Source organism: Arthrobacter sp. GW460-12-1-14-TSB2 (genome assembly GCF_059423525.1).
Map to the genome: position 1 here is coordinate 176,044 of NZ_JBWKYC010000001.1, position 25,496 is coordinate 201,539.

General features: G+C 65.2%; 21 protein-coding genes. 14 read left to right on the forward strand and 7 right to left on the reverse strand.

The genetic code is table 11. The features are described from left to right. Nucleotides 1-31 precede the first annotated feature (31 nt). The 13 genes from uvrA (at nucleotide 32) to AC07YR_RS00900 (ending at nucleotide 14,574) form a co-directional block, all read left to right on the forward strand. Nucleotides 32-2,959, forward strand: coding sequence for an excinuclease ABC subunit UvrA (gene uvrA, locus AC07YR_RS00840; protein WP_436057635.1), 2,928 nt, complete (start codon nucleotides 32-34; stop codon nucleotides 2,957-2,959). Nucleotides 2,960-3,071: 112 nt separating this feature from the next. After that, entirely contained in the window at nucleotides 3,072-3,788 is a 717-nt protein-coding gene (locus tag AC07YR_RS00845; RefSeq protein WP_436057636.1) for an HAD hydrolase-like protein, read from the forward strand. Further along, nucleotides 3,775-4,443: a lysophospholipid acyltransferase family protein gene (locus AC07YR_RS00850; protein WP_436057637.1), complete on the forward strand. Its 669-nt coding sequence runs from the start codon at nucleotides 3,775-3,777 to the stop codon at nucleotides 4,441-4,443. Before AC07YR_RS00845 ends, AC07YR_RS00850 begins: the two co-directional genes overlap by 14 nt. Before the next feature lie 111 nt (nucleotides 4,444-4,554). Further along, nucleotides 4,555-6,564, forward strand: a complete 2,010-nt coding sequence (gene uvrC / locus AC07YR_RS00855) for an excinuclease ABC subunit UvrC (RefSeq protein ID WP_055805928.1) — start codon at nucleotides 4,555-4,557, stop codon at nucleotides 6,562-6,564. Nucleotides 6,565-6,632: 68 nt separating this feature from the next. After that, complete coding sequence (rapZ, locus tag AC07YR_RS00860) at nucleotides 6,633-7,556, forward strand: RNase adapter RapZ (RefSeq protein WP_055806640.1); 924 nt, start codon at nucleotides 6,633-6,635, stop codon at nucleotides 7,554-7,556. After that, entirely contained in the window at nucleotides 7,556-8,575 is a 1,020-nt protein-coding gene (locus AC07YR_RS00865) for a gluconeogenesis factor YvcK family protein (RefSeq protein ID WP_436057638.1), read from the forward strand. The genes rapZ and AC07YR_RS00865 overlap by 1 nt, the downstream gene beginning before the upstream one ends. 9 nt (nucleotides 8,576-8,584) lie before the next feature. Next, nucleotides 8,585-9,565 carry a DNA-binding protein WhiA gene (gene whiA / locus AC07YR_RS00870; RefSeq protein ID WP_011691931.1) on the forward strand — a complete coding sequence of 327 codons (981 nt, stop codon included), beginning with the start codon at nucleotides 8,585-8,587 and terminating at the stop codon, nucleotides 9,563-9,565. A gap of 123 nt (nucleotides 9,566-9,688) precedes the next feature. Next, on the forward strand, nucleotides 9,689-10,312 hold the full coding sequence (locus AC07YR_RS00875) for a superoxide dismutase (RefSeq protein ID WP_055805923.1): 624 nt from the start codon (nucleotides 9,689-9,691) through the stop codon (nucleotides 10,310-10,312). A 265-nt stretch (nucleotides 10,313-10,577) separates the two neighbouring features. Continuing rightward, entirely contained in the window at nucleotides 10,578-11,588 is a 1,011-nt protein-coding gene (gap, locus tag AC07YR_RS00880; RefSeq protein WP_055805911.1) for a type I glyceraldehyde-3-phosphate dehydrogenase, read from the forward strand. 10 nt (nucleotides 11,589-11,598) lie between these two features. After that, nucleotides 11,599-12,825, forward strand: coding sequence for a phosphoglycerate kinase (locus AC07YR_RS00885; RefSeq protein WP_436057639.1), 1,227 nt, complete (start codon nucleotides 11,599-11,601; stop codon nucleotides 12,823-12,825). A gap of 98 nt (nucleotides 12,826-12,923) precedes the next feature. Continuing rightward, entirely contained in the window at nucleotides 12,924-13,739 is an 816-nt protein-coding gene (gene tpiA / locus AC07YR_RS00890; protein ID WP_494732801.1) for a triose-phosphate isomerase, read from the forward strand. Between the two features lie 49 nt (nucleotides 13,740-13,788). Next, nucleotides 13,789-14,046, forward strand: coding sequence for a preprotein translocase subunit SecG (secG, locus tag AC07YR_RS00895; protein ID WP_011691936.1), 258 nt, complete (start codon nucleotides 13,789-13,791; stop codon nucleotides 14,044-14,046). Nucleotides 14,047-14,196: 150 nt separating this feature from the next. Further along, nucleotides 14,197-14,574, forward strand: coding sequence for an RNA polymerase-binding protein RbpA (locus tag AC07YR_RS00900; RefSeq protein ID WP_436059325.1), 378 nt, complete (start codon nucleotides 14,197-14,199; stop codon nucleotides 14,572-14,574). Here AC07YR_RS00900 and pgl read toward each other — a convergent pair. The 6 genes from pgl to tkt form a co-directional block, all read right to left on the reverse strand. Beyond that, nucleotides 14,545-15,363 (reverse strand): 6-phosphogluconolactonase, encoded by an 819-nt coding sequence (gene pgl, locus AC07YR_RS00905; protein WP_055805899.1) that lies wholly within the window; start codon nucleotides 15,361-15,363, stop codon nucleotides 14,545-14,547. The genes AC07YR_RS00900 and pgl overlap by 30 nt on opposite strands. Beyond that, the gene (locus tag AC07YR_RS00910) at nucleotides 15,353-16,294 is read right to left on the reverse strand and encodes a glucose-6-phosphate dehydrogenase assembly protein OpcA (RefSeq protein WP_055805896.1); all 942 of its coding nucleotides are present in this window, start codon (nucleotides 16,292-16,294) and stop codon (nucleotides 15,353-15,355) included. The genes pgl and AC07YR_RS00910 overlap by 11 nt, the downstream gene beginning before the upstream one ends. Continuing rightward, a complete protein-coding gene (gene zwf / locus AC07YR_RS00915) occupies nucleotides 16,291-17,853 on the reverse strand; it encodes a glucose-6-phosphate dehydrogenase (RefSeq protein WP_436057641.1) in 1,563 nt (520 codons plus the stop codon). The genes AC07YR_RS00910 and zwf overlap by 4 nt, the downstream gene beginning before the upstream one ends. A 15-nt stretch (nucleotides 17,854-17,868) precedes the next feature. Next, on the reverse strand, nucleotides 17,869-19,506 hold the full coding sequence (locus tag AC07YR_RS00920; RefSeq protein ID WP_055805890.1) for a hypothetical protein: 1,638 nt from the start codon (nucleotides 19,504-19,506) through the stop codon (nucleotides 17,869-17,871). A gap of 6 nt (nucleotides 19,507-19,512) precedes the next feature. Beyond that, nucleotides 19,513-20,628, reverse strand: coding sequence for a transaldolase (gene tal, locus AC07YR_RS00925; RefSeq protein WP_436057643.1), 1,116 nt, complete (start codon nucleotides 20,626-20,628; stop codon nucleotides 19,513-19,515). Nucleotides 20,629-20,692: 64 nt separating this feature from the next. Next, entirely contained in the window at nucleotides 20,693-22,810 is a 2,118-nt protein-coding gene (tkt, locus tag AC07YR_RS00930; RefSeq protein WP_436059326.1) for a transketolase, read from the reverse strand. Between the two features lie 438 nt (nucleotides 22,811-23,248). On the opposite strand from tkt, the gene AC07YR_RS00935 reads away from it, so the two are divergent. Continuing rightward, nucleotides 23,249-24,208, forward strand: a complete 960-nt coding sequence (locus AC07YR_RS00935) for a heme o synthase (protein ID WP_055805882.1) — start codon at nucleotides 23,249-23,251, stop codon at nucleotides 24,206-24,208. Nucleotides 24,209-24,548: 340 nt separating this feature from the next. Here the strand turns inward: AC07YR_RS00935 and AC07YR_RS00940 are convergent, their stop codons facing one another. Further along, nucleotides 24,549-25,493 (reverse strand): COX15/CtaA family protein, encoded by a 945-nt coding sequence (locus AC07YR_RS00940; RefSeq protein WP_494732802.1) that lies wholly within the window; start codon nucleotides 25,491-25,493, stop codon nucleotides 24,549-24,551. Nucleotides 25,494-25,496 lie beyond the last annotated feature (3 nt).

Genomic DNA, 25,496 nt, shown 5'->3' on the forward strand with positions numbered 1-25,496 from the left:
ATTCGAAGAAGTTTTCGATTAGCATTAGTGAGTGCCTAAAGCCGTAGCTGAAGAACCAGCCGTTGATGCCCGCCCCGCCGTCGTCCCCCTGAACCAGGGAAAACCGGCGCGCCCTGACCTTTCCCGGCTCATCGTGAAAGGGGCACGGGAGCACAATCTGCGGAACGTGGACCTGGACCTGCCGCGGGACTCGATGATCGTTTTCACCGGCCTGTCCGGATCCGGAAAATCGTCCCTGGCGTTCGACACGATCTTCGCCGAGGGCCAGCGCCGCTACGTGGAATCCCTGTCTGCGTACGCACGGCAGTTCCTGGGGCAGGTGGACAAACCGGACGTGGACTTCATCGAAGGCTTGTCCCCGGCTGTCTCCATCGACCAGAAATCGACCAGCAAGAACCCGCGGTCCACGGTGGGCACCATCACCGAGATCTACGACTACATGCGTTTGCTCTGGGCCCGCGTGGGCCGTCCGCACTGCCCGATCTGCGGGGAGCAAGTGGCCAAGCAGACCCCGCAGCAGATCGTGGACCAGCTACTGGAACTGCCGGAAGGCACGCGCTTCCAGGTGCTTGCTCCCGTTGTCCGCGGGCGCAAGGGCGAATTCGTGGAGCTCTTCAAGGAACTCACGGCCAAGGGCTACTCACGGGCCAGGGTGGATGACAAGCTGATCCAGCTCAGCGACCCGCCCAAGCTCGGCAAGCAGTTCAAGCACACCATCGAAGTGGTGGTGGACCGGCTCGTGGTCAAGGAGGGCATCAGCCAGCGCCTGACCGACTCCGTGGAAACCGCACTCGGATTGGCCGAGGGCCGCGTCCTGGCGGAGTTCGTGGACCTCGAAGCGGGGGATCCGGAACGGGTCCGCGCGTTCTCCGAGCACCTCGCGTGCCCCAACGAGCACCCTCTTGCCATCGACGAAATCGAACCCCGCTCGTTCTCCTTCAACAACCCCTTCGGCGCGTGCTCCGCCTGCAGCGGCATCGGCACCAAGCTGGAAGTTGACGAGGAACTCATCATTCCCAATGGCGAGCTCTCCCTGGGTGAGGGCGCCATCGCGCCATGGTCGCTCGGCACGGCGACCAGCGAGTACTGGAACCGGCTGCTGTCAGGGCTGGCCAAGGAGCTTGGCTTCTCGATGACCACGCCGTGGCAGAAGCTGCCGAAGGACATCCGGCAGACCGTGCTGCACGGCAAGGACCACAAGGTCGTGGTGCAGTACCGCAACCGCTTCGGCCGGGAGCGCAAGTACAGCACCGGCTTCGAGGGCGTCATCCAGTACGTGCACCGCAAGCACGTGGAAACGGACTCGGACTCGGCCCGCGACCGGTACGAAGAGTACATGCGGCAGATTCCGTGCCCGGCCTGCAACGGCGCCCGCCTCAACCCGGCCTCGCTCTCCGTGCTGATCAACGGCAAGTCCATTGCCGAGGTCGCCGCCATGCCCATGCGTGAATGCGCGCACTTCCTGGACACCTTGGTGCTGACCGGCCGTGAAGCCCAGATTGCCCACCAGGTCCTGAAGGAAATCCAGGCGAGACTGACCTTCCTCCTGGACGTCGGGCTGGAGTACCTGAACCTGGAGCGTCCCTCCGGCACACTGTCCGGCGGCGAAGCGCAGCGCATCCGGCTGGCCACCCAGATCGGTTCCGGCCTGGTCGGCGTCCTCTACGTCCTGGACGAACCGTCCATCGGCCTGCACCAGCGGGACAACCGGCGGCTGATCGAAACGCTCACCCGCCTGCGCGACCTCGGCAACACCCTCATCGTGGTGGAGCACGACGAAGACACCATCCAGGAGGCCGACTGGGTGGTCGACATCGGACCCGGCGCCGGCGAACACGGCGGCCAGGTGGTGCATTCCGGTTCGTACAAGGAACTCCTGGAAAACACGGAGTCCCTCACCGGTGACTACCTTTCCGGCCGGAAGAAAATCGAAATTCCCAAGAAGCGGCGCAAGTACGACAAGAAGCGTGAGCTCAAGGTCATCGGAGCCCGGGAAAACAACCTGGTCAATGTGGATGCCGCCTTCCCGCTGGGTTTGTTGACGGCGGTGACCGGCGTGAGCGGTTCCGGCAAGTCCACGCTGGTCAACGAAATCCTTTACAAGGTGCTGGCCAACAAGCTCAACGGCGCCAAGCAGGTGGCCGGACGGCACAAGGCCGTGCAGGGCCTTGAGCACCTGGACAAGGTGGTGCACGTCGATCAAAGCCCCATCGGCCGGACTCCGCGTTCCAACCCCGCCACGTACACCGGTGTGTTCGACAACATCCGCAAGCTCTTCGCCGAGACCACCGAAGCCAAAGTCCGCGGCTACCAGCCCGGGCGGTTCTCGTTCAACGTGAAGGGCGGGCGCTGCGAGGCCTGCTCCGGCGACGGCACCCTGAAGATCGAAATGAACTTCCTGCCGGACGTCTACGTGCCCTGCGAGGTCTGCCACGGCGCCCGGTACAACCGGGAAACCCTGGAAGTCCACTACAAGGGCAAGACCATCGCAGATGTCCTGGACATGCCCATCGAGGAGGGGGCGGACTTCTTCGCCGCCTTCACCCCGATCGCCCGCCACCTCCGCACGCTGGTGGACGTCGGCCTTGGCTATGTGCGGCTGGGGCAGCCCGCCACCACGCTGTCCGGCGGTGAAGCCCAGCGCGTCAAGCTGGCTGCTGAACTCCAGAAGCGGTCCAACGGCCGCAGCATCTACGTCCTGGACGAGCCCACCACAGGGTTGCACTTCGAAGACATCCGCAAACTCCTCATGGTCCTCCAGGGCCTGGTGGACAAGGGCAATACCGTGATCACCATTGAGCACAACCTCGACGTCATCAAGAGCGCGGACTGGATCGTGGACCTTGGGCCCGACGGCGGTTCCGGCGGCGGACAGATCATCGCAACCGGCACCCCCGAACAGGTCGCGAAGTCCACCACGAGCTACACGGCCTCGTTCCTGGCGGAGATCCTCAGCTAGCCGGAGTCCCAAGCACGCTGAATGGCTGGAGCTTGCTGATCCGGCGGGAAGAAGTATTCCCGCCGGGGAATGCGAGTTTCAGCCATTCGCGCAGTTGTGGGAAACTAAGCCGGTGACCCTTTCAACAGTGCCCGTGATCTTCGACCTGGACGGCACTCTTGTCGATCCGGCGGGGGGAATAACGGGCGGAATCTCCGCGGCCCTTACCGAACTCGGCATCAGGGTCCCTGCCCAGGCCCAACTGGACGCGATGATCGGTCCGAAACTCAGCGACTCCCTCCTCCATATCGCAGGAGTTCCGCAGGAGCAGCTGGCGGAGGTCATCCGCCTGTACCGGGCGTACTACCTTGAGACCGGCATCGCCCAGAGCCGCCTGTACCCGGGCATCCGGGAACTCCTCGAAAGCTACGCCGTCGCGGGCCGTCCGATTGCCGTTGCCACGCAGAAGCCGGAAGGGCTCGCGCGGATCGTGCTGGACCACCATGGCATCGCGGCCTCATTCGGCTTCATCCGCGGTTCGGCGGCCGATGAGGCCGCCCACACCAACGCCCCGCGCGGAAAGACGGAGATCATTGCCGCCGCCATGTCCGATCTCCGCACACAACATGCCGTCATGGTGGGGGACCGCGCCCAGGACGTGGCCGGCGCCATGGCCAACGGGCTGGACTGCATCGGCGTCAGCTGGGGATTCGCTCCCGACGGCGAACTGCATGAGGCCGGCGCCGTGGCTATCGTGCACTCCACAACAGACCTCGTCGCGGTGGTTGAAAGCATGGATGCCGTACGCGCCGCTGCCCTAAGCGAGGTGCGCAACGATGGCACTGTTTGATGCAATCCGCTGGACCACCCGCACGCTGATCTCCGGAACCTGCCGGCCCACCGTCATCGGCCTGGAAAACGTCCCCAAGGAGGGACCGTTCATCGTGGCGCCAAACCACCTCTCCTTCCTGGACAGCGTGATCGTGCAAGCGCTCATGCCACGTCCGGTGGCCTTCTTCGCCAAGGCCGAATACTTCACCACGGGCGGTGTGAAGGGGAAGGTCATGAAGTCCTTCTTCGAATCCGTAGGCTCCATTCCGGTGGAGCGAGGGGAGCAGGCTGCGAGCGTGGCAGCCCTCAAGACGCTGCTGGACATCCTCGAGGCCGGGAAAGGCATCGGCATCTACCCGGAAGGCACGCGGTCCAGGGACGGCATCCTATACCGTGGCCGCACCGGCGTCGGCTGGCTTGCCCTGACCACCGGAGCGCCCGTGATTCCCGTCGGCCTCATCGGCACCGAAGACCTCCAGCCCGCCGGGCAGAACGGCGTGAAGCCGCAGCACTTCACCATGAAGGTGGGCGAGCCGCTGTACTTCGAAAAGACGGGACCGGACCACTCACTGCCGGCGCGGCGCCAGGTCACGGACCGCATCATGGACGCCATTGCAGAGCTCAGCGGCCAGGAGCGTTCCACCAGCTACAACCAAAGCAAGGCCGCGGAGTAGCGCCTTCGGCCGCCGGCCGGAGGCCCCCGGCCGGGAGTCTGCCGGCGGGAAGATCATTGCAGGGAAGTCCCTTTGTCCGGAAGTCCCCTGCAGCGTCAGTAGACTTGAATCGTGGCAGATCCAGCTAGTTACCGACCCCAAACGGGTGAGATTCCAACCAACCCGGGCGTGTACCGCTTCCGGGATCCGCACGGCCGGGTCATCTATGTCGGCAAGGCCAAAAGCCTGCGCTCCCGCCTGAACTCGTACTTCGCCAATCCCGGAGGGCTGCTGCCGAAGACGTACGCCATGGTCCACGCTGCCAGCAGTGTGGAGTGGACGGTCGTCGGAAGTGAGCTTGAGTCGCTCCAGCTGGAGTACACCTGGATCAAGGAATTCAAGCCCCGGTTCAATGTCGTTTTCCGCGACGATAAAACCTACCCTTACCTCGCGGTCACCATGGGGGAGAAGTTCCCCCGCGTGCAGGTGCTGCGCGGAGAACGCCGCAAGGGCACTCGCTACTTCGGCCCGTACACCGCCGGAGCCATTCGCGAAACCATGGACACGCTGCTGCGTGTCTTCCCGGTCCGCAGCTGCAGCCCCGGGGTCCTGAAGCGGGCGCAGGCGAGCGGGCGGCCCTGCCTGCTCGGCTACATCGACAAATGCTCCGCGCCGTGCGTCGGCCGGGTGACGCCGGAGGAACACCGGGCACTGGCGGAGGACTTCTGTTCCTTCATGGGCGGCGAAGCCAAACGCTTCATCGGGCGGCTGGAAAAGGACATGGCCGCGGCTGTTGCCGAGCTTGACTACGAGCGTGCCGCCCGGGTCCGGGACGACATCATCGCCCTCCGGAAGGTCTTCGAACGCAACGCCGTGGTCCTCGCGGAGGACACTGACGCCGATATCTTCGCGCTGCATGAGGACGAGCTGGAGGCAGCCGTGCAGGTGTTCCATGTCCGGGGCGGCCGCGTGCGCGGCCAGCGCGGCTGGGTGGTGGAGAAGGTCGAAGACTTCACGACGCCGGACCTCGTCGAGCACCTGCTCCAGCAGGTCTATGGCGAAGAAGGTGAAACGCAGGGACGGATGCCCCGCGAAGTCCTGGTGCCCGAAGAGCCGAGCAACGCAAACGAACTCGCCCAGTGGCTTTCCGGCCTGCGGGGCGCGAAGGTGGACATCCGGGTCCCGCGCCGCGGCGACAAGGCAGCGCTCATGTCCACGGTGCGGGAAAACGCCGAGCATGCACTGAAGCTGCACAAGTCGCGCCGGGCCGGAGACCTGACCAACCGGTCCTTGGCCCTGCAGGAACTCCAGGAAGCCCTCGACCTACCTGTGGCGCTGCTCCGCATCGAGTGCTTCGACATCTCCCACGTGCAGGGGACCAACGTGGTGGCCTCCATGGTGGTGGTGGAAGACGGCCTTCCCAAGAAGTCCGACTACCGCAAATTCTCCATCACCGGCGCGGCAGCCACGGACGACACGGCTGCCATGCACGACGTTCTCACGAGGCGTTTCCGGAACTACCTCCAGGAGCAGGAGGCTCATGCGGAAGCGGCGAAACTTCCCGGCCACCAGGCCGCGCTTGAGGCCCTGGCCGTCGCTTCCATGCAGGACACCACCACCCCCGCCCCGCGGGCAAAATTCGCCTACCCGCCCAACCTTGTGGTGGTGGACGGCGGCAAGCCCCAGGTCAATGCCGCCGCACGTGCCCTGGCGGAGCTCGGGATCGAGGACGTCTACGTGGTCGGCCTGGCCAAGCGCCTTGAAGAGGTCTGGCTCCCGGACAGTGATTTCCCGGTGATCCTGCCGCGGACGTCCGAGGGACTCTATCTGCTCCAGCGCATCCGCGATGAAGCCCACCGCTTCGCCATCACGTTCCACCGCCAGAAGCGCGGCAAGGCCATGACGGTTTCGGCCCTGGACAGCGTCCCGGGCCTGGGCGAGGCCAAACGCAAAGCACTGCTGGCACAGTTCGGCTCCGTCAAGAGCATCCGCACAGCGAGTGCGGCCGAACTGGCCACAGCCAAGGGCATCGGACCCTCGCTGGCGGACGCCATTGTCAGCCATTTCAGCAGCGCTGCCGCAGCCTCGGGGGCGGAAGCGCCGGCAATCAACATGACCACCGGCGAAATCATTGAAACTTAGCTAGGGTAAGGACCTGAAGCGGAACGCGCGGTTGCGTCGAATTACACAGCAGGAATGGGGCATTGCTCATGGCAGAGTCAACGGCAGGATCCGAAGCGGAACAGGACGGCATGACGCCCGTCAGGCCCGTTGAAGCGGAGCTGCTCGTCGTGACGGGTATGTCCGGGGCAGGACGCAGCACCGCTGCGGACGCCCTCGAGGACCATGGCTGGTATGTGGTGGAGAACCTTCCGCCGCAGATGCTCGGCACCCTGGCTGAGCTTGTGTCCCACGCCCCGCAGTCCATACCCAAGCTCGCCGTGGTGGTGGACGTCCGCAGCAAGGCGCTCTTCACTGATATCCGGACCGCGCTGAAAACCCTTGAGGCGAGCGGTGTCACGTTCCGCGTCCTGTTCCTGGACGCCAATGACGATGTCCTGGTCCGCCGTTTCGAGCAGGGCCGCCGTCCGCACCCGCTCCAGGAAGGCGGACGGATCCTCGACGGCATCGCCGCGGAGCGGGAGCTGTTGCATGAACTCCGCGATTCCGCAGACATTGTGCTGGACACCTCCGAGTTCAACGTCCACGCGCTGGCCACGGCCATCACTGAACTCTTCAGTGAAACCGGCCCCGTGGCCCTGCGGCTCAATGTCATGAGCTTCGGCTTCAAGTACGGCCTGCCGGTGGATGCGAACTTCGTGGTCGACGCGCGCTTCATCCCGAATCCGCACTGGGTTCCGCAGCTCCGCCCGCACACGGGCCTGGACAAGGACGTCAGCGACTACGTCCTTGAGGCCGAAGGGGTCAAGAGCTTCGTGGACCGCTACGTCCTGGCCATCGAGCCTGTGCTGGACGGCTACCGCCGGGAGAACAAGCACTACGCCACCATCGCCGTGGGTTGCACCGGCGGCAAGCACCGGTCGGTCGCGGTCGCGATGGAGCTGTCAAAGAAGCTCGCACAGTATCCCCGGGTCACTGTGACCACCACGCATCGGGATCTGGGCCGGGAGTAATGGGACTGCTTACCGGGCCGCTGCCCCTGGTTCCGCCTGCCGGCGGGACCATCGGCGGGCAGCTGGACAAAGGGCCGTCCGTCGTCGCCCTCGGCGGGGGCCACGGGCTCTCCGCTTCGCTGTCCGCCCTTCGCCTGCTCACCTCCGACCTGACCGCCATCGTCACCGTAGCGGACGACGGCGGGTCCTCCGGCCGCCTGCGCGAGGAGTACGGTGTCCTCCCGCCCGGCGACCTCCGGATGGCACTGACGGCACTGTGTGACGACACCGACTGGGGCCGGACCTGGCGGGACGTCATGCAACACCGCTTCAAGCCGGGGGCAGGCCGCGGCGGTTCCCTTGACGACCACGCCATGGGCAACCTGCTCATCGTCACCCTCTGGGAGCTGCTGGGTGACACCGTGGGCGGCCTGAAGTGGGCCGGCGCGCTGCTCGGTGCCCGCGGACAGGTACTGCCCATGTCCAGTGAACCATTGACGATCGAAGGCGAAGTCCGGGTGCCCGGCCCGGACGGAACGTCCATCCTGGAGACGGTCCGAGGCCAGGCCAAGTGTGCGGTGGCGGGTTCTCTGGAAAGCGTCCGGCTCCTGCCGGAATCGGCACATGCCTGCGTCGAAGCCCTGACGGCCATCGAACTGGCTGACTGGGTCATCCTCGGCCCCGGGTCCTGGTACACCTCCGTACTGCCGCACCTGCTGCTGCCGGAGATGCGCCAGGCGCTTTCCGATACGCCCGCGAGGCGGTGCCTCACCATGAACCTAGCCACGGACACCAAGGAGACCTCCGGAATGTCCGCCGCCGACCACCTGCATGTGCTGCGCAGCTATGCGCCCGACTTCAGCATCGACGTCGTGCTCGCGGACCCCGTGTCCGTGCCGGACGTCGAAGAGTTCAAGCGGGCCGCCGGGATGCTGGGTGCCGAGGTGGTGTTGGGTAAAGTAGGGGCGTCGAGCCGCCGTCCGATCCACGACCCCCTGCGTCTGGCAACGGCGTACCACGATATTTTCGGGAACAGTTAGGAAGGTGCCATGGCACTGACATCATCAGTCAAGGAAGAACTGTCCCGCCTGGACATTAAGAAGTCCTCGGTCCGCAAGGCTGAAGTCTCCGCAATGCTGCGATTCGCCGGCGGTCTCCACATCATTTCGGGCCGGATCGTGATCGAAGCGGAGGTGGACCTCGCTTCGACGGCGCGCCGGCTCCGGGCGGCCATCGCGGAGGTTTACGGCCACCAGAGCGAGATCATCGTCGTCTCCGGCGGCGGGCTCCGCCGTGGCAACCGGTATGTGGTCCGGGTGGTGCGGGACGGCGAAGCCCTCGCCCGCCAGACCGGTCTGCTGGACGCCCGCGGCCGTCCCGTGCGGGGGCTGCCCTCGGCCGTGGTCAACGGCTCCGCCGCCGACGCGGAAGCCGTGTGGCGCGGGGCGTTCCTGGCCCACGGCTCGCTGACCGAACCGGGCCGCTCCTCCGCCATGGAAGTGACGTGTCCCGGGCCCGAATCGGCGCTGGCGCTGGTTGGTGCGGCCCGCCGCCTCGGCATCCAGGCTAAGGCCCGCGAAGTCAGGGGAGTGGACCGTGTGGTCATCCGGGACGGCGATACCATCGCCGCCCTGCTCACGCGAATGGGCGCGCACGACGCCCTGATGGTCTGGGAAGAACGCCGCATGCGCAAAGAGGTGCGGGCCACGGCCAACAGGCTGGCCAACTTCGATGACGCCAACCTGCGCCGCTCGGCGCAGGCTGCTGTGGCCGCCGGGGCCAGGGTGGACCGCGCCCTGGAGATCCTCGGTGACGACGTCCCGGACCACCTGAAATACGCGGGTGAACTGCGGGTGGCGCACAAGCAGGCCAGCCTGGACGAACTTGGCCGGCTGGCAGATCCGCCCATGACCAAGGACGCCATTGCCGGCAGGATCCGCAGGCTCCTGGCGATGGCGGACAAGCGTGCCCTCGACCTGGGGATCCCCGGGACCGAGGCCAATGTGACGCCGGAAATGCTGGACGAGTAACGGCGCCCCTAGAATCGAGACCGGGTAACGGAAACCCGCTAAATTTCCGGGTGACCAGTCATCCGGATGCACAATCCGAGAGTTAGCAAACCGGACAACCCGTCCACGACAATGGAGGAATTTGTGACCGAGTACGTACTGCCTGAACTTAGCTACGACTACGCAGCGCTGGAGCCCCACATCTCCGCCCGCATCATGGAGCTGCACCACAGTAAGCACCACGCTGCATACGTGGCCGGCGCCAACAACGCGCTGGCCCAGCTGGCTGAGGCACGCGACAAGGGCGACTTCGCCAACATCAACCGCCTTTCGAAGGACCTGGCTTTCCACACCGGCGGCCACGTCAACCACTCCGTGTTCTGGAACAACCTGTCTCCGGACGGCGGCGACAAGCCCGAGGGTGAACTGGCCGCGGCCATCGACGATGCCTTCGGTTCCTTCGACGCCTTCCGCGCGCAGTTCAGCGCTGCGGCGCTCGGCCTGCAGGGTTCGGGCTGGGGCTTCCTCGCCTACGAGCCCATCGGCGGAAACCTCGTCATCGAGCAGCTGTACGACCAGCAGGGCAACGTTGCACTCGGCACCACGCCGTTGCTCATGCTCGATATGTGGGAGCACGCCTTCTACCTGGACTACGTCAACGTGAAGGCCGACTACGTCAAGGCATTCTGGAACATCGTTAACTGGGCCGACGTCGCCAAGCGCTTCGACGGTGCGCGCCAGAACGCTACGGGCCTCATCACCCTCTAAGCGTGACAGACACGACACCCGCCTGTAACAAACTTCACATTTAGGCCGTTTAGGACCGAATCGTGGAAGGTCGGCCCCCGCACTTGCGGGGGCCGACCTACTTAAACGTAAGATGGATCACGGAAGGCGGTTAGCCTTCAGCAATGTGGCTGGTCGCCCTCCGATCTGGTAATCATCTCTGCCCAATGGCGTGCGGGATCTGTTAGTTGGCTTGAACGCCCGCTCAACTAGTTGTGCTTCTACAAGCACCAAGGAGACTGAAAAAGTGACGACCCGTATTGGTATCAACGGCTTTGGCCGTATCGGCCGCAACTACTTCCGCGCAGCACTCGCACAGGGCGCTGACCTCGAGATCGTTGCAGTCAACGACCTCACCAGCCCCGAGGCGCTGGCCCACCTCTTCAAGTACGACTCCGTGGGCGGCCGCCTGAAGGAGACCATCGAGGTCAAGGACGGCAACATCGTCGTCAACGGCAACGTCGTCAAGGTTCTCGCCGAACGCGATCCCGCCAACCTCCCCTGGGGCGAGCTGGGTGTTGACATCGTTATCGAGTCCACCGGTTTCTTCACCAAGGCTGCTGCCGCGAAGAAGCACATCGACGCCGGCGCCAAGAAGGTCCTGATCTCCGCCCCGGCCTCTGACGAGGACATCACGATCGTGATGGGCGTGAACCACGAGCTGTACGACAACGCCAAGCACCACATCATCTCCAACGCTTCCTGCACCACCAACTGCCTCGGCCCGCTGGCCAAGGTAGTCAACGACGAGTTCGGCATCGAGCGTGGCCTGATGACCACCATCCACGCCTACACCGCCGACCAGAACCTCCAGGACGGCCCGCACAACGACCTGCGCCGTGCCCGCGCCGCCGCCATCAACATGGTCCCCACCTCCACCGGTGCGGCCAAGGCCATCGGCCTGGTTCTTCCCGAGCTCAAGGGCAAACTGGACGGCTACGCCATCCGCGTTCCCGTCCCCACCGGTTCAGCCACCGACCTCACGGTCACCGTATCCCGCGAGACCACCGTTGAAGAAGTCAACGCAGCGCTGAAGAAGGCGTCCGAGTCCGACGCGCTCCAGGGCTTCCTGACCTACACGGATGAGCCGATCGTCTCCTCCGACATCGTGGGCGACCCGGCATCGTCGATCTTTGACTCCGGTTTGACCAAGGTCATCGGCAACCAGGTCAAGGTTGTTTCCTGGTATGACAACGAATGGGGCTACTCGAACCGCCTTGTCGACCTCACGGAGCTCGTCGCAGCCAAGCTGGGCTAGGGTTAGACACATGACATTCCACACCCTCAACGAACTGATCGCTGATGGTGTCCGCGGGCGGTACATTCTGGTCAGAAGTGACCTGAATGTGCCGCTCGACGGCTCTGAAGTGACTGACGACGGCCGCATCAAGGCCTCCCTGCCAGTACTGACGAAGCTCACGGACGCCGGTGCCCGCGTGCTGGTCACAGCCCATCTCGGCCGCCCCAAGGGCGCCCCGGAAGAAAAATACTCCCTCAAGCCCGCCGTGACGCGGCTGGCTGAGCTGGCGTCCTTCAAGGTCGCCCTGGCCGGGGACACCGTTGGTGCTTCGGCCAAGGAGCTTGCCGCTTCGCTGCAGGACGGCGAAGCTCTGGTTCTTGAAAACGTCCGTTTCGATGCCCGTGAGACCAGCAAGGACGACGCCGAGCGCGGCGCCTTCGCGGACGAGCTGGTGGCATTGACCGGTGATAACGGCGCGTTTGTTGATGATGCTTTCGGCGCCGTCCACCGCAAGCACGCCAGCGTGTACGACGTCGCCACGCGGCTGCCGTCGTACCAGGGCGACCTCGTGCACACCGAGGTCGAGGTGCTGCGCAAGCTCACCACGGAGACCCAGCGGCCTTATGTTGTGGTGCTCGGCGGCTCAAAGGTCTCGGACAAGCTCGCCGTCATTGACAACCTGATCGGCAAGGCGGACACCATCCTGGTAGGCGGCGGAATGCTGTTCACCTTCCTCGCAGCCGAGGGCCACAAAGTGGCCGGAAGCCTGCTGGAAGAAGACCAGATCCCCGTGGTGCAGGACTACCTGAAGCGGGCGGCGGACGCAGGCACTGAGTTCGTCGTGCCCACGGACGTCGTGGTCGCGGCCAAGTTCGCCGCCGACGCCGACCACGAGACGGTCAGCGCTGACGCCATCGAAGGCAGCAGCTTCGGAGCACAGGGCATCGGCCTGGACATCGGACCCGAGTCGGCGGCTGCCTTCGCCGGCCGGATCAAGGGTGCCAAGACCGTGTTCTGGAACGGCCCCATGGGTGTCTTCGAGTTCGAAGCATTTGCCGGCGGCACCCGTGCCATCGCGCAGGCCCTTACTGAGGCGGATGCCTTCACCGTTGTCGGCGGCGGCGATTCCGCAGCTGCCGTCCGTACGCTGGGCTTCGCGGACGACCAGTTCGGCCACATCTCCACGGGTGGCGGCGCCAGCCTGGAGTACCTCGAAGGCAAGGAACTGCCGGGACTCAGCGTCCTGGACCGCTAGATCCTCCAGCCGGCAGGGCACCCCGCTGAAATATCCGGGGGCCCTGCCGGCTGTTTCCATCACCAGCCCCTTTTGGACAAGCACTTTTTGGAGAACACGTGACAACGTCAACGAACGGCAAGTTCGACCGCACGCCCCTCATCGCCGGCAACTGGAAGATGAACATGGACCACGTCCAGGGCATCACCCTGCTGCAGAAGCTGGCCTGGACCCTGTCTGATGCCAAGCATGACTACAGCCGCGCGGAAGTTGCTGTCTTCCCGCCCTTCACCGACCTTCGGGGCGTCCAGACCCTGGTTCAGGGCGATGAACTGGAGGTCGTCTACGGCGGCCAGGACCTGTCGCAGTTCGATTCGGGTGCCTACACCGGTGATATCAGCGGCCAGTTCCTCAACAAGCTGGGTTGCAAGTACGTCCTGGTGGGCCACAGCGAACGGCGCACCATCCACAACGAGTCCGACGAAGTCCTGAACGCCAAGGTGAAGGCTGCCTTCCGCCACGGCGTCACCCCGGTGCTCTGCGTCGGCGAGGGCCTGGAAATCCGGCAGGCCGGGACGCACGTCCAGCACACCCTTGACCAGCTCCGCGCCGACGTCGAGGGCCTTGCCGCTGAAGAAGCCGCTGAACTCGTGGTCGCCTATGAGCCCGTCTGGGCCATCGGCACCGGTGAGGTTGCCGGACCGCAGGACGCCCAGGAAATGTGTGCTGCCATCCGGGCCGAACTCGTCAGCCTGTTCGGTGACGAAGTCGCCGCGAAGGTCCGCCTGCTCTACGGCGGTTCGGTCAAGGCCAACAACGCCGCGGCCATCCTCAACGAACGCGACGTCGACGGCGTGTTGGTGGGCGGGGCCAGCCTCGATCCCGCTGAGTTTGCTAATATTGTCAGGTTCGAGAGTCACCTGCTGACGGATTAGTCCGGACACAGGCGTGACCCCCGCAATCATCAACTTCTGAAAGGCCGTCGTGGACGTTCTTCATGTCATTCTGCAGATCCTCCTGGGCATCACCAGCCTCCTGCTGACGCTGCTCATCCTGCTCCACAAGGGACGGGGCGGCGGTCTGTCGGACATGTTCGGCGGCGGCATGAGCTCGGGCCTGAGCTCGTCCGGCGTGGCCGAACGCAACCTCAACAGGTTCACGGTCATCCTCGGGGTCACCTGGGGCGTTGTTATTATCGCGCTCGGCCTGCTGATGCGCTTCTCCGGCGGCGGCGACTCCTAGCAGCTGCTTTTCCGCACAGAATCGGGACCGGGAATTTTCCAGGAATTTACACATTCCCGGTACTAACGGCCCTGCCGCCGTCGGGAACTCCGAATTACACTGTGGCTGTTGGTGTCCAATACCGGTCAGTCAAGTAGCCAGGAGTTCCCGATGGTGCATGCTGCTTCAGGGTTCCGGGGAACCCGTGTAGGGGCGGCCGAAGGGTCGGCCCCAAGAATTCAGCCAAACGACGTCGTCGGTGAACGCTTGCCGCGTATTCGTGTTTCTTATTGGTGCGCCAAGGGACACGAGACGCGGCCAGTTTTCATTAAGCTCCCGGAGGACCAGATACCGGCCGTCTGGGACTGCCGCCGCTGCGGAGGCCTGGCATCGCGGGACGAGAGCCGGGTCGAGCTCCCGCATCATGCCGAAGAAGGCTACAAAAGTCACCTTGAGTACGTTAAAGAGCGGCGCTCCAGCCAGGACGCAGAAGATGTCCTGGCTGGAGCGCTGGAACGGCTACGAGCCCGCGGGACCTTTACGGACTAGCTGCTCGGGAACCCGTGCGGCTGCATTCTCATCGATCAGCCAGAGCGTCTGTGAGCGCCCGGTGGGCCCGGCCGCCGGAACCTGAACCGGGTTGGCGCCAGCCAGGGCGAGCCCCACAGCGCCGGCCTTGTCCTCGCCCGCGACAACCATCCAGACCTCGCTGGCCGTGTTGATTGCCGGTAGGGTCAGGGAAATCCGTTCGGGTGGGGGTTTCGGCGAATTCCGGACCCCCACGACCGTGAGCTCCTTTTCCCTGATGCCCGCCTGCTCAGGGAACAACGAGGCCACATGGGCATCCGGACCCACGCCAAGAAGGACCACGTCGAACCGGGGAAGTGTCCCCGGGTTCTCGGGACGGTCATCGGACATGTCCGCGGCATGCTCCTCCGCGGCTGCCTCGGCAAGGCGGCGCGCGTAGTCGGCGGCAGCCTCCTCCGGGCTGGCGAAGTCGTCCGTTGAACCCGGTTCGTGCACCCGTTCCGGGTCAACCGCTATGTGGGACAGCAGGGCCTCATGGGCTTGGAGCGTGTTCCGGTCGCTGTCGGTGCCGCCAACGAATCGCTCGTCGCCCCACCAGAAATTGACCTTCGACCAGTTCACGGCCGGTGCCGCCGCGGAGTCGGCAACCGCCTTGAGCGTTCCGATCCCCACAGTGCCGCCTGTAAGCACCACCGTCGCCTCACCGTGTTTGTCCTGGACGTCCACGAGTTTGGTGATGAGCCGCGCTGCGATGGCCGCCATCAATACGGATGAGTCGGGGTGGATGCTTACTCTGGGATCAGCGCTCACTGGGACGGACACTCCTTAGATTTGTACGGGGCAGTCCAATAGTAATCACTTCACCGAACACTTCGTCGGGATCCAGGCGGCGGAGTTCTTCGGCGAGGCAGTCGCGCAGGCTTCGGCGCGGGAGCGAGATGCGCTGTGCCGGCTGGCCCGGCTGGGTCAGCTCCGCCACGGACAGGCCGGGACGGAACAGCTGGACGTCGCCGCTGGCACGGCTCAGCCGGACTCGGCGGATGCCGGTTCCGGCGGGGTCGGCCACGATGGTCACCGGGGCATCCAGGGCCAATGTCAGCCATGCCGCCAGGAGGAGGGTGCTGGGGGAGTCCGAGGCGCCTTCCACGGCGACGGCCGTGACGGGTGAGGAGTCCACCTGGTCGAGAACGGCCGCGAGCTGTATCCGCCAGTTGGTGAGGCGGGTCCAGGCGAGGTCGGTGTCGCCGGCCTTGTAGGTGTTGCGGATGTTGTCCAGCGCCTTCTGCGGGTCCTCCTCGTTGGCGGAGTCGGTGATCCGGCGGTGGGCTATCCGGCCGATGGAGGTCTCACACGCGCTCTTGGGTGCACCGTGCGGCCACCAGGCCACGATCGGCGCGTCGGGGAGCAGCAGCGCGGCCACGAGGGACTCGCTTTCCTCGGCGAGCTCGCCGTAACCCCGCAGCACGATCACTTCGGAGGCACCGGCGTCCCCGCCCACACGAATCTGGGCGTCCAGGCGGGTCGGCGCGCTGGCGCCGGCGTCCGCGAGGACGATGATCCGGCAGGGGTGTTCCCGGCTGGCGTCGTTGGCCGCTTCGATGGCCTCCTCTTCCAGTCCGGACTTAGTGACCACCACGAGGGTCAACACCCGTCCGAGTGCGATCACGCCGCCCTGCTCGCGCAGGGACATGATCTTCTTGGAGATGGCTGAGGTTGTTGTATCGGGAAGATCTACGATCATGGCCTTCTCCAGGTTCGTCCGTCACGGGCAAGCAGCTCGTCGGCCGAGGCCGGGCCCCAGCTTCCGGGGGCGTACGGCTCGGGCTGTTCGCCCAGGCTTGCCCAGTACTCTTCAAAGGGATCCAGGATCTTCCAGGAAAGTTCCACTTCCTGGTGCCGCGGGAACAGCGGCGGTTCGCCCAGCAGCACATCCAGGATGAGCCGTTCGTACGCTTCGGGGCTGGACTCGGTGAACGAGTGGCCGTAGCCGAAGTCCATCGTCACGTCGCGGACTTCCATCTGCGTGCCCGGAACCTTGGATCCGAACCTGATGGTCGCGCCTTCGTCGGGCTGGACCCGGATGACCACGGCGTTCTGGCCGAAGTCGTCCTCGCCGTGGTCGCGGAACAGCAGGTTGGGGGCGCGCTTGAAGACGACGGCAATTTCCGTCACGCGGCGTCCCAGCCGCTTGCCGGCACGCAGGTAGAACGGCACACCGGCCCAGCGCCGGGTGTGGATGTCCACGCGGATGGCCGCGTAGGTTTCCGTGGTGGAGTCGGCGGGGATGCCTTCCTCCTCCAGGTAGCCGAGGACCTGCTCGCCGCCCTGCCAGCCGCCGGCGAACTGACCGCGCGCCGAGTGGGTGGACAGGTCGTCCGGGAGCTTTACGGCAGCCAGGACCTTTTCCTTCTCGGCCCGCAGGTCGTCGGCGTTGAAAGAAATAGGTTCCTCCATGGCCGTCAGCGCCAGGAGCTGGAGCAGGTGGTTCTGGATGACGTCGCGGGCAGCGCCCACGCCGTCGTAGTAGCCGGCCCGGCCGCCGGTGCCGATGTCCTCGGCCATGGTGATCTGGACGTGGTCAACGTAATTGGCATTCCAGAGCGGCTCGAACAGCTGGTTCGCGAACCGCAGCGCCAGGATGTTCTGAACCGTCTCCTTGCCCAGGTAGTGGTCGATCCGGAACACTGCATCCGGCGGGAACACGGACTCCACAATGTCATTGAGCTGCCGGGCCGACTCAAGGTCGTGCCCGAACGGCTTCTCAATGACCACACGGCGCCACTTATCGCCCTCCGCCTGCGCCAGGCCATGCTTGGACAGCTGCCGGCAGACCTGCTCGAACGCCTTCGGCGGGATGGACAGGTAGAACGCGTGGTTCCCGCGCGTTCCGCGCTGCTCATCCAGTTCATCGATCGTGTCGCCGAGACGCTCAAAGGCGTCATCGTCGTCGAACTCGCCCTGGACAAACCGGATGCCCTCCGAAAGCTGGTTCCACACCGCCTCATCAAACGGGGTCCTGGCGTAGGCCATCACGGCAGCTTTCACCTCGGCGGCGAAGTCCTCGTTCTCCCACTGCCGCCGGGCAAAGCCCACCAGGGCAAAGCTCGGCGGCAGCAGGCCACGATTAGCCAGGTCGTACACGGCAGGCATCAGCTTCTTGCGGGCGAGGTCGCCGGTTACTCCGAAGAGGACCAGCGAGGAAGGACCGGCAATACGATTCAGCCGGCGGTCCCGGGGGTCCCTCAGCGGGTTGCGGCCCCGCCCAGCAGATTTCCTGCTGCCGTTTTCAGTTTCTGGCATGGTTGCTTCGGTGCCTTAACTTTCAGTGTGGGATGCTGCCTGGCCGGCGAGCTCTGAAACAATGTCCTGCAGCTGCTTGACCCCGGCAGCGCGGTCCGTGAGGTGCAGGCGGAGGACGGGACGGCCGTGCTCGGTGAGAACCTGGGCGTCGCCGGTGGCCTGCGCCGAGATCAGCTCACCGAACGTGAACGGCCGCTCCGGGATGGACAGGTCCGTGGGGGAGTCGGCAGTTACCTGCAGGAACACGCCGATGGCGGGTCCTCCCTTGTGGAACTGGCCGGTGGAGTGGAGGAAGCGCGGGCCCCAGCCGAACGTCACCGGACGACCGGTGGCCGCAGCGAGCTGGTCGCGGACCCCTTCGAACGGGGCGTAAGCCAGCCGGTCGAAGTAGGCCTGGACGCTGAGGTAGCTGTCGTCAGCGAGCTGAGAGAGCAGTGCGGACACGGCTGCGGACGCCGTGGAGGCATCACCCAGCCAGTCGCCGCCGCGGACCTCAATGGCGCCGTCGACGAAATTGGCGGGGGTCGGCTCCGGCTGTGCGTCCAGCAGTCCGCGGGCCGCTATCTTGGCGGCCTCCACGTCGGGCTGGTCGTACGGGTTGATGCCCAGCAGCCGGCCGGCCACTACCGTTGCGAATTCCCACACCATCATCTGCGTTGCCAGGCCGCCGGCAATGGCGACCTGGTTTTCGCCGAGCTGCACGTCGTCGGCGTCGGCCGCCACCAGGCGCACCACCAGGACGTCAGCCGCACCCGAGGTGACCTCCGGCGCGGACGGGCCGGCTACGACCGGAAGTACTCCGGTGCCGAGCTTGCCGGTGGATTCGGCGATGAGCTGTTCGGCCCAGTCGGCGAAGCCGACGATGCCGGATCCGTCTTCCGCAATGACGATCTTGTTGCGCAGCGGGTTGGTGCCGCCAAGGGCCGTTCCCAGGGCGAGGCCGATATTCTCGGGTGCGTCCTCGTTGAGGATTTCGGCTGCCTCTTCGGCTTCATCCAGGAAACCCTGGATGTCCACTCCGGCCAGGCCGCAGGGGACCAGTCCGAAGGCGGTCAGTGCCGAGAAGCGGCCGCCGACGTTGGGGTCGGCGTTGAAGACGGCGCGGTAGCCCGCCTCCCGTGAGGCCTTGTCCAACGGTGAGCCGGGATCGGTGACGATCACGATGCGGCTTTTGGCATCGATGCCGGCATCGGTGAAGGCCTGCTCGAAGATCCGACGCTGGGAATCTGTCTCCACCGTGGAACCCGACTTGGACGAAACCACAATCGCGGTTTCGGCAAGGCGGTCCACCAATGCAGCACTGACCTGTTCCGGGTCGGTGCTGTCAAGCACAGTCAGCTCGACGCCAGCGGTGCCCGCGATGACCTCTGGTGCCAGCGAGGAGCCGCCCATGCCGCAGAGGACAATGCGCGTCACTCCTTCGGCCTTCAGTGCATCGCGGAGTTCCAGGATGCCGCTGACCAGGGGCTGGGAGACGGTAGCCGCCTCGACCCAGCCCAGCCGGATGGCAGATTCCTGTTCGGCGTCCGGACCCCACAGGGTATGGTCCTTCGCGAAAATCCGGGTGGCAATGCGGTCTTCCAGCAGTGCTGGGAGGTGCTGCTCAAGTGCCTCGCGGGCTGCGCCGGTGGCGTCGTAGCTGAGTGTGCTCATGATGGGTTAGGAAGCCTTCCGTGCAGAGGCCAGGGCGCCTTCGACGTCACCCAGCAGTTCCTTCCAGCTGGCCACGAACTTGTCCAGGCCTTCGGATTCAAGCAGTGCCACGACTTCGTTGTAGGAAATCCCCAGTGCGTCGAGTGCGTTCAGCGTCGCATTCGCGTCGTCGTAGCCGCGGGTGACGGTGTCGCCCGTAACGACGCCGTGGTCAAAGGTGGCGTCCAGGGTCTTCTCCGGCATGGTGTTGACGACGCCGGGTGCGACGAGTTCGGTGACGTAGAGGGTGTCCGGGTAGGCCGGGTCCTTTACACCGGTGGAAGCCCACAACGGACGCTGCGGCAGGGCGCCGGCTTCGGCCAGCAAGGCCCAGCGTTCGGTGGAGAAGAGCTCTTCATAGACCTGGTAGGCGAGGCGGGCGTTGGCCAGTCCGGCCTTGCCCTTGAGTGCCTTGGCTTCGTCGGTTCCGACGGCGTCGAGGCGCTTGTCGATTTCGGCGTCCACGCGGGAGACAAAGAAGGATGCGACCGAGTGGATCTTGGAGAGGTCGTGGCCGTTGCCCTTGGCCTGCTCCAGGCCGGACTGGAAGGCGTTGATGACTGCGCGGTAGCGTTCCAGCGAGAAGATCAAGGTGACGTTGACGCTGATGCCCTCGGCCAGGGTCGCCGTGATGGCTTCGAGGCCTTCAAGGGTTGCCGGGATCTTGATCAGGACGTTGTCCTTGCCGACCTTCTTGTACAGGTGCTTCGCTTCGGCGATGGTGCCAGCGGTGTCCCAGGCGAGGCGGGGATCCACTTCGATGGACACGCGGCCGTCAACACCCTTGGTCGCGGCGGCGACGGGAGCGAACAGGTCGCAGGCGTCGGCGACGTCGGTGGTGGTGATTTCGAAGACGGTCTCTTCAACGGAAGCGCCGGCCGCTGCCTGGGCTGCGATGACGGTGTCGTAGTCGTGGCCGGTCGTGATGGCGGCGTGGAAGATGGACGGGTTGGTGGTGACGCCAACGACGTTCTTCTCTTCGATGAGCTTGCGCAGGGTGCCGGTCTGCAGGCGGCCGCGGGAGAGGTCGTCAAGCCAGATCGAGACGCCGGCGTCCGAGAGCTGCTGGGTGGGGGTAGTCATGTCATTAACTCCTGGAAATCATGGGTTCCGGGGGACCTGGGTCCCCCGGAACCGTGGTGTTGTATCAGTTGGCGAGACCTGCGAGGGATTCCTTCGCGGCGGCGGTGACTGCTTCGGCGGTGATGCCGAATTCCTGGAAGAGGCGCTTGTAGTCGGCGGAGGCGCCGAAGTGCTCGAGGCTGATGGAACGGCCGGCGTCGCCAACGAATTCCTTCCAGCCCAGGGCAAGCCCGGCTTCAACGGAGACACGTGCCTTGACGCTGGCCGGGAGGACGGCGTCGCGGTAGGCGGCGTCCTGCTTGTTGAACCACTCGACACACGGCATCGATACCACGCGGGTGGGGATGCCCTCGGCCTGGAGCGCTTCGCGGGCGTTCACGGCCAGCTGGACCTCGGACCCGGTGCCGATCAGGATGACCTGGGCGTCTGCCGTTTTGCCGTCCTTGGACGCTTCGGCCAGGACGTAGCCGCCCTTTGCAACGCCGGAGACGGCACCGAAGGTGTCGCCCTCGGCGTCGCCTTCGCCGCGGGCGTAGGTGGGGATGTTCTGGCGGGTCAGGACAATGCCGGCCGGGTTCTCGTGGTTTTCGAGCATGACCTTCCAGGCTGCGGCGACCTCGTTGGCGTCACCGGGGCGGACAACGTCCAGGCCCGGGATGGCGCGCAGTGAGGCCAACTGCTCCACCGGCTGGTGGGTGGGGCCGTCTTCGCCCAGGCCGATCGAGTCGTGCGTCCATACATACAGGGACGGGACACCCATCAGTGCACCGAGGCGGATGGCCGGGCGCTGGTAGTCGGAGAAGATCAGGAAGGTGCCGGAGAACGCGCGGGTCTTGCCGTGCAGGGCGATGCCGTTCACGATCGAGGCCGCGGCGTGCTCACGGATGCCGAAGTGCAGGACCCGGCCGTAGGGGTTGCCCTTCCACGCCTCGGTGGAGCGGGAAGCGGGAATGAACGAAGGCGAACCCTCGATGGTGGTGTTGTTGGATTCGGCGAGGTCGGCCGAACCGCCCCACAGTTCCGGCATGACCGGGCCGATTGCGTTAAGTACCTTGCCCGACGCGGCGCGGGTGGAGACGTCCTTGCCGGCTTCGAACACGGGCAGGGCGCCGTCGAGCTCGACGGGCAGCTTGCGGGCCTCGACTCGCTCGAGCAGTGCGGCCGCTTCCGGGTTCCCGGCCTGCCATGCTTCGAAAGAGTCCTGCCATTCGGTGCGGGCGGCGGCACCGCGGTCCACGACGGCGCGGGCGTGGGCCAGCACCTCCTCGTCAACCTCGAAGGTCTTCGCGGGGTCAAAGCCCAGCACGCTCTTCAGTGCCGCGACTTCCTCGGCGCCCAGGGCCGAGCCATGGATCTTGCCGGTGTTCTGCTTCTTCGGGGCCGGGTAGCCGATGATGGTGCGCAGCGACACGATCGAGGGCTTGGAGGTCTCCGCCTTCGCGGCGATCAGGGCGGCGTACAGTTCCTGCACGTCTTCCTTGTATTCGCCGGTCTTGGTCCAGTCCACGCGCTGGACGTGCCAGCCGTACGCCTCGTAGCGCTTGAGGACGTCCTCGGTGAAGGCGACGTCGGTGTCGTCTTCGATGGAGATGTGGTTCTCGTCGTAAACAACGACAAGGTTGCCGAGTTCCTGGTGGCCGGCCAGCGAGGAAGCCTCGGAGGTCACGCCTTCCTGGAGGTCGCCGTCGGACGCAATGACCCAGATGGTGTGGTCGAACGGGGACTCACCGGCGGGAGCGTCGGCGTCGAACAGGCCGCGTTGGCGGCGCTGGGAGTACGCGAAGCCGACCGAGGAGGCCAGGCCCTGGCCCAGCGGGCCGGTGGTGATCTCCACACCGGCCGTGTGCTTGTACTCCGGGTGCCCCGGTGTCAGCGAACCCCAGGTACGCAACGCCTTCAGGTCATCGAGCTCCAGTCCGTAGCCGGAAAGGAACAGCTGGATGTACAGCGTCAGGGACGTGTGGCCGGGGGAGAGGATGAACCGGTCGCGGCCGATCCAGTCCGGGTTCTTCGGGTCATGGCGCATCAGCTTCTGGAAGAGAAGGTACGCAGCCGGGGCCAGGCTCATCGCGGTGCCCGGGTGGCCGTTCCCTACTTTTTCGACCGCATCCGCGGCCAGAATGCGGACCGTATCAACGGCTCGCTGGTCCAAACTGGTCCATGACAGTTCTTGCTCTTCCAAATGTGGCACGAAAACCGGGCCCCTCTCTGTGCTGACGGCAGGTGGTACGAACAGGCCGGAGCGGGGGCACGCATGTTGGTGCCCGCTGCGGTTAGTACCAGCCGTTCACCATTGAAACGTTGATCTTCATTCAGTCGCGTTCGAGATTCCGGGAATGCGCATTCCACTGGCATTCCTTGCGTGCTGATCTGCAGACAGCTTAGCCCCATTCCAAGGGCTGGTCAGCGTGTATCTCACTAAGTGGACTGAATTTTCCTTATATGAATCACCACGCTGTGCCACTGCCGTGAGGATCGGTTAACCTGCCGGAATCATGGAGGCTTTGGGCGCCGGAGAGCCACGGTATGATATTCGGAGGCCACCGCCGGAGGGAGCGGGCCCTTTTTGGGCCGCCGCCGCTGCGAGAACCAGCCGGACTGAACAGCCAGACAGAACAGAGTGACTGCCACCGTGAGCACAACAGATACGCCGCTGAACGCCTCCCGGCTCCCCGGAAAGATCGGGATAGCCCGCAAAGCCAAGGCGTACCTTGCCCTCACAAAACCGCGGGTCATCGAACTCCTTCTTGTGAGCACTCTGCCCACCATGATCTACGCCGAACGCGGATTCCCCTCCATCGGGCTGATCCTGGCGACGCTCGTGGGTGGAGCGTTCGCTGCCGGCAGTGCCGGTGCGTTCAACTGCTACATCGACCGCGACATCGACAAATTGATGCACCGGACCGAGAACCGGCCCCTGGTAACCGGTGAAGTGACGCCGCGCGAAGCGCTCGTGTTTTCCTGGTTGCTGGGTGCGGCCGCCATCGCGATCCTCTGGTTCGGCGCCAACCCTCTCTCAGCATGGCTTGGCCTCGGCGCCATCGTCTTCTACGTGGTCATTTACACAATGATCCTCAAGCGCCGCACGGCCCAGAACATCGTCTGGGGCGGAGCGGCAGGCTGCTTCCCGGTCCTGATCGCCTGGTCCGCCGTGACCAACACTGTGGAGTGGCCCGCCATCGTCCTGTTCATGGTGATCTTCCTGTGGACTCCGCCGCACTACTGGCCGCTGTCCATGCGCTACGGCGAGGACTACCGCAACGCCAACGTGCCGATGCTCGGGGCAATCGCCGGCGCGAAAGTCGTCTCGGTCCAGGTCGTCCTGTACGCGTGGGCCATGGTTGCCTGCTCGCTGCTGCTGGTCCCTGCGGGCGGGGCTGGCTGGGTGTACACCGTCACCGCCGTCGTCGCCGGCGCCTGGTTCCTGTACGAATCGCACGCCCTCTACAACCGGGCCCAGGGTGGCGACGTCTCCAACAAGGGCGCCATGAAGGTCTTCCACGGTTCAATCAGCTACCTGACCCTGCTCTTCATCGCACTGGCCGTGGACCCCTTCGTGGGTTCAGCCATCATGGGCTAGCCCCCTTCCCACTTCCTAACCCCGGACGCTCTCTCACTTCCTGCCGTTTAATACCGGACGCTCTCTCACTTCTAGTGGCAAAATCGGCAACGCTCTCTCAGCTTCCGCAGCTTTCCGGAAAGGCTCCTTCACCCCAGGGTGAAGGAGCCTTTCGTTTTGGGCCGCAGGAAGTGAGAGAGCGTCCGCCGAAACCCCGCAGGAAGTGAGAGAGCGTCGCCAAGGTCAGGCGGGCAAAGAGAAGCACCCCGGTCAAGAATGCTGACCGGGGTGCTTCTCGGGGCTGTACTGCTTGACGGAGGCTGCCTTACGTGACGGCCTCGCGCTGCAGCACGACCAGTCCCTACTTGACCGGGCTGAACCGTGCGATGTCCGCGGCGTTCGTGGCGGCGCTCATGAGCAGCGCGGCACCCAGCATGTGGGCACCCACCAGCAACGCGGGAATGCCGTTGTAATACTGCGTGAAGCCAATGGCCGCCTGCAGCACCGTGACTCCAAGAAGCAGCAGGACGGCAGTGCGGAAGGGGCCTTGGATCCGGTCCCGGAGCACGAGGAACACGCCGAAGAGCGCTCCGGCGGTGACGAGATAGGCCGGCACCGCGTGGATGTGGGAGAAGAAGTCCCAGTCAAGGCCGTTCCTGGGGGCATCCGCATCGCCCGCGTGCGGTCCGGCGCCCGTCACCACCACTCCAAGGGTCACGGCGACGGCAGAGAACAGGGCGACGGCGGCCATCACCGGACGTGCGGCGCCCGGAAGGGCGGGAAGCCCGACGGCGGGGAACCGTCCCGTACGGCCGTACGCCCTGTTGACCAGCAGGGTGGCAATAACAACAAGGGCCATCGAGACCAGGAAGTGCAGGCCCACGACCCACGGGTTGAGCTGGGTGAGCACCGTAATGCCGCCGATGACGGCCTGTGCCGGGATGCTGGCCAGCAGGCCCAGGGCCAATAGGTAGAGGTCCCGTCGCTCTTTGCGGAGGTTCCACAAGTAGACCAGCATCAGGACTGCGATTGCGGCCAGGGCGAACGTCAGGAGCCGGTTTCCGAATTCGATGAACCCGTGGATACCCATCTCCGGTGTATTGACAAGGGACACGTCGGTGCAGCGGGGCCACGTGGGGCAGCCGAGCCCGGACGCGGTGAGGCGGACCGCGCCGCCGGTTACCACGAGCACCGTCTGGCCGATGAGTGACAGGACGGCCAGCCGGCGGACGGTCGAGTCGACCGCAACTGGGAGCTTGGACGTCATGCGTCCGAGGATTTGGGGGAGGCGCGATGCCGTACTCACGGT

Bases quoted from the DNA above. Each gene is read 5' to 3' on its own strand.
- AC07YR_RS00850 (WP_436057637.1), top strand. From the start codon at position 3,775: ATGGCACTGTTTGATGCAATCCGCTGGACCACCCGCACGCTGATCTCC.
- rapZ (WP_055806640.1), top strand. From the start codon at position 6,633: ATGGCAGAGTCAACGGCAGGATCCGAAGCGGAACAGGACGGCATGACG.
- AC07YR_RS00865 (WP_436057638.1), top strand. From the start codon at position 7,556: ATGGGACTGCTTACCGGGCCGCTGCCCCTGGTTCCGCCTGCCGGCGGG.
- whiA (WP_011691931.1), top strand. From the start codon at position 8,585: ATGGCACTGACATCATCAGTCAAGGAAGAACTGTCCCGCCTGGACATT.
- AC07YR_RS00885 (WP_436057639.1), top strand. From the start codon at position 11,599: ATGACATTCCACACCCTCAACGAACTGATCGCTGATGGTGTCCGCGGG.
- AC07YR_RS00900 (WP_436059325.1), top strand. From the start codon at position 14,197: ATGGTGCATGCTGCTTCAGGGTTCCGGGGAACCCGTGTAGGGGCGGCC.
- AC07YR_RS00910 (WP_055805896.1), bottom strand. From the start codon at position 16,294: ATGATCGTAGATCTTCCCGATACAACAACCTCAGCCATCTCCAAGAAG.
- zwf (WP_436057641.1), bottom strand. From the start codon at position 17,853: ATGCCAGAAACTGAAAACGGCAGCAGGAAATCTGCTGGGCGGGGCCGC.
- AC07YR_RS00920 (WP_055805890.1), bottom strand. From the start codon at position 19,506: ATGAGCACACTCAGCTACGACGCCACCGGCGCAGCCCGCGAGGCACTT.
- tal (WP_436057643.1), bottom strand. From the start codon at position 20,628: ATGACTACCCCCACCCAGCAGCTCTCGGACGCCGGCGTCTCGATCTGG.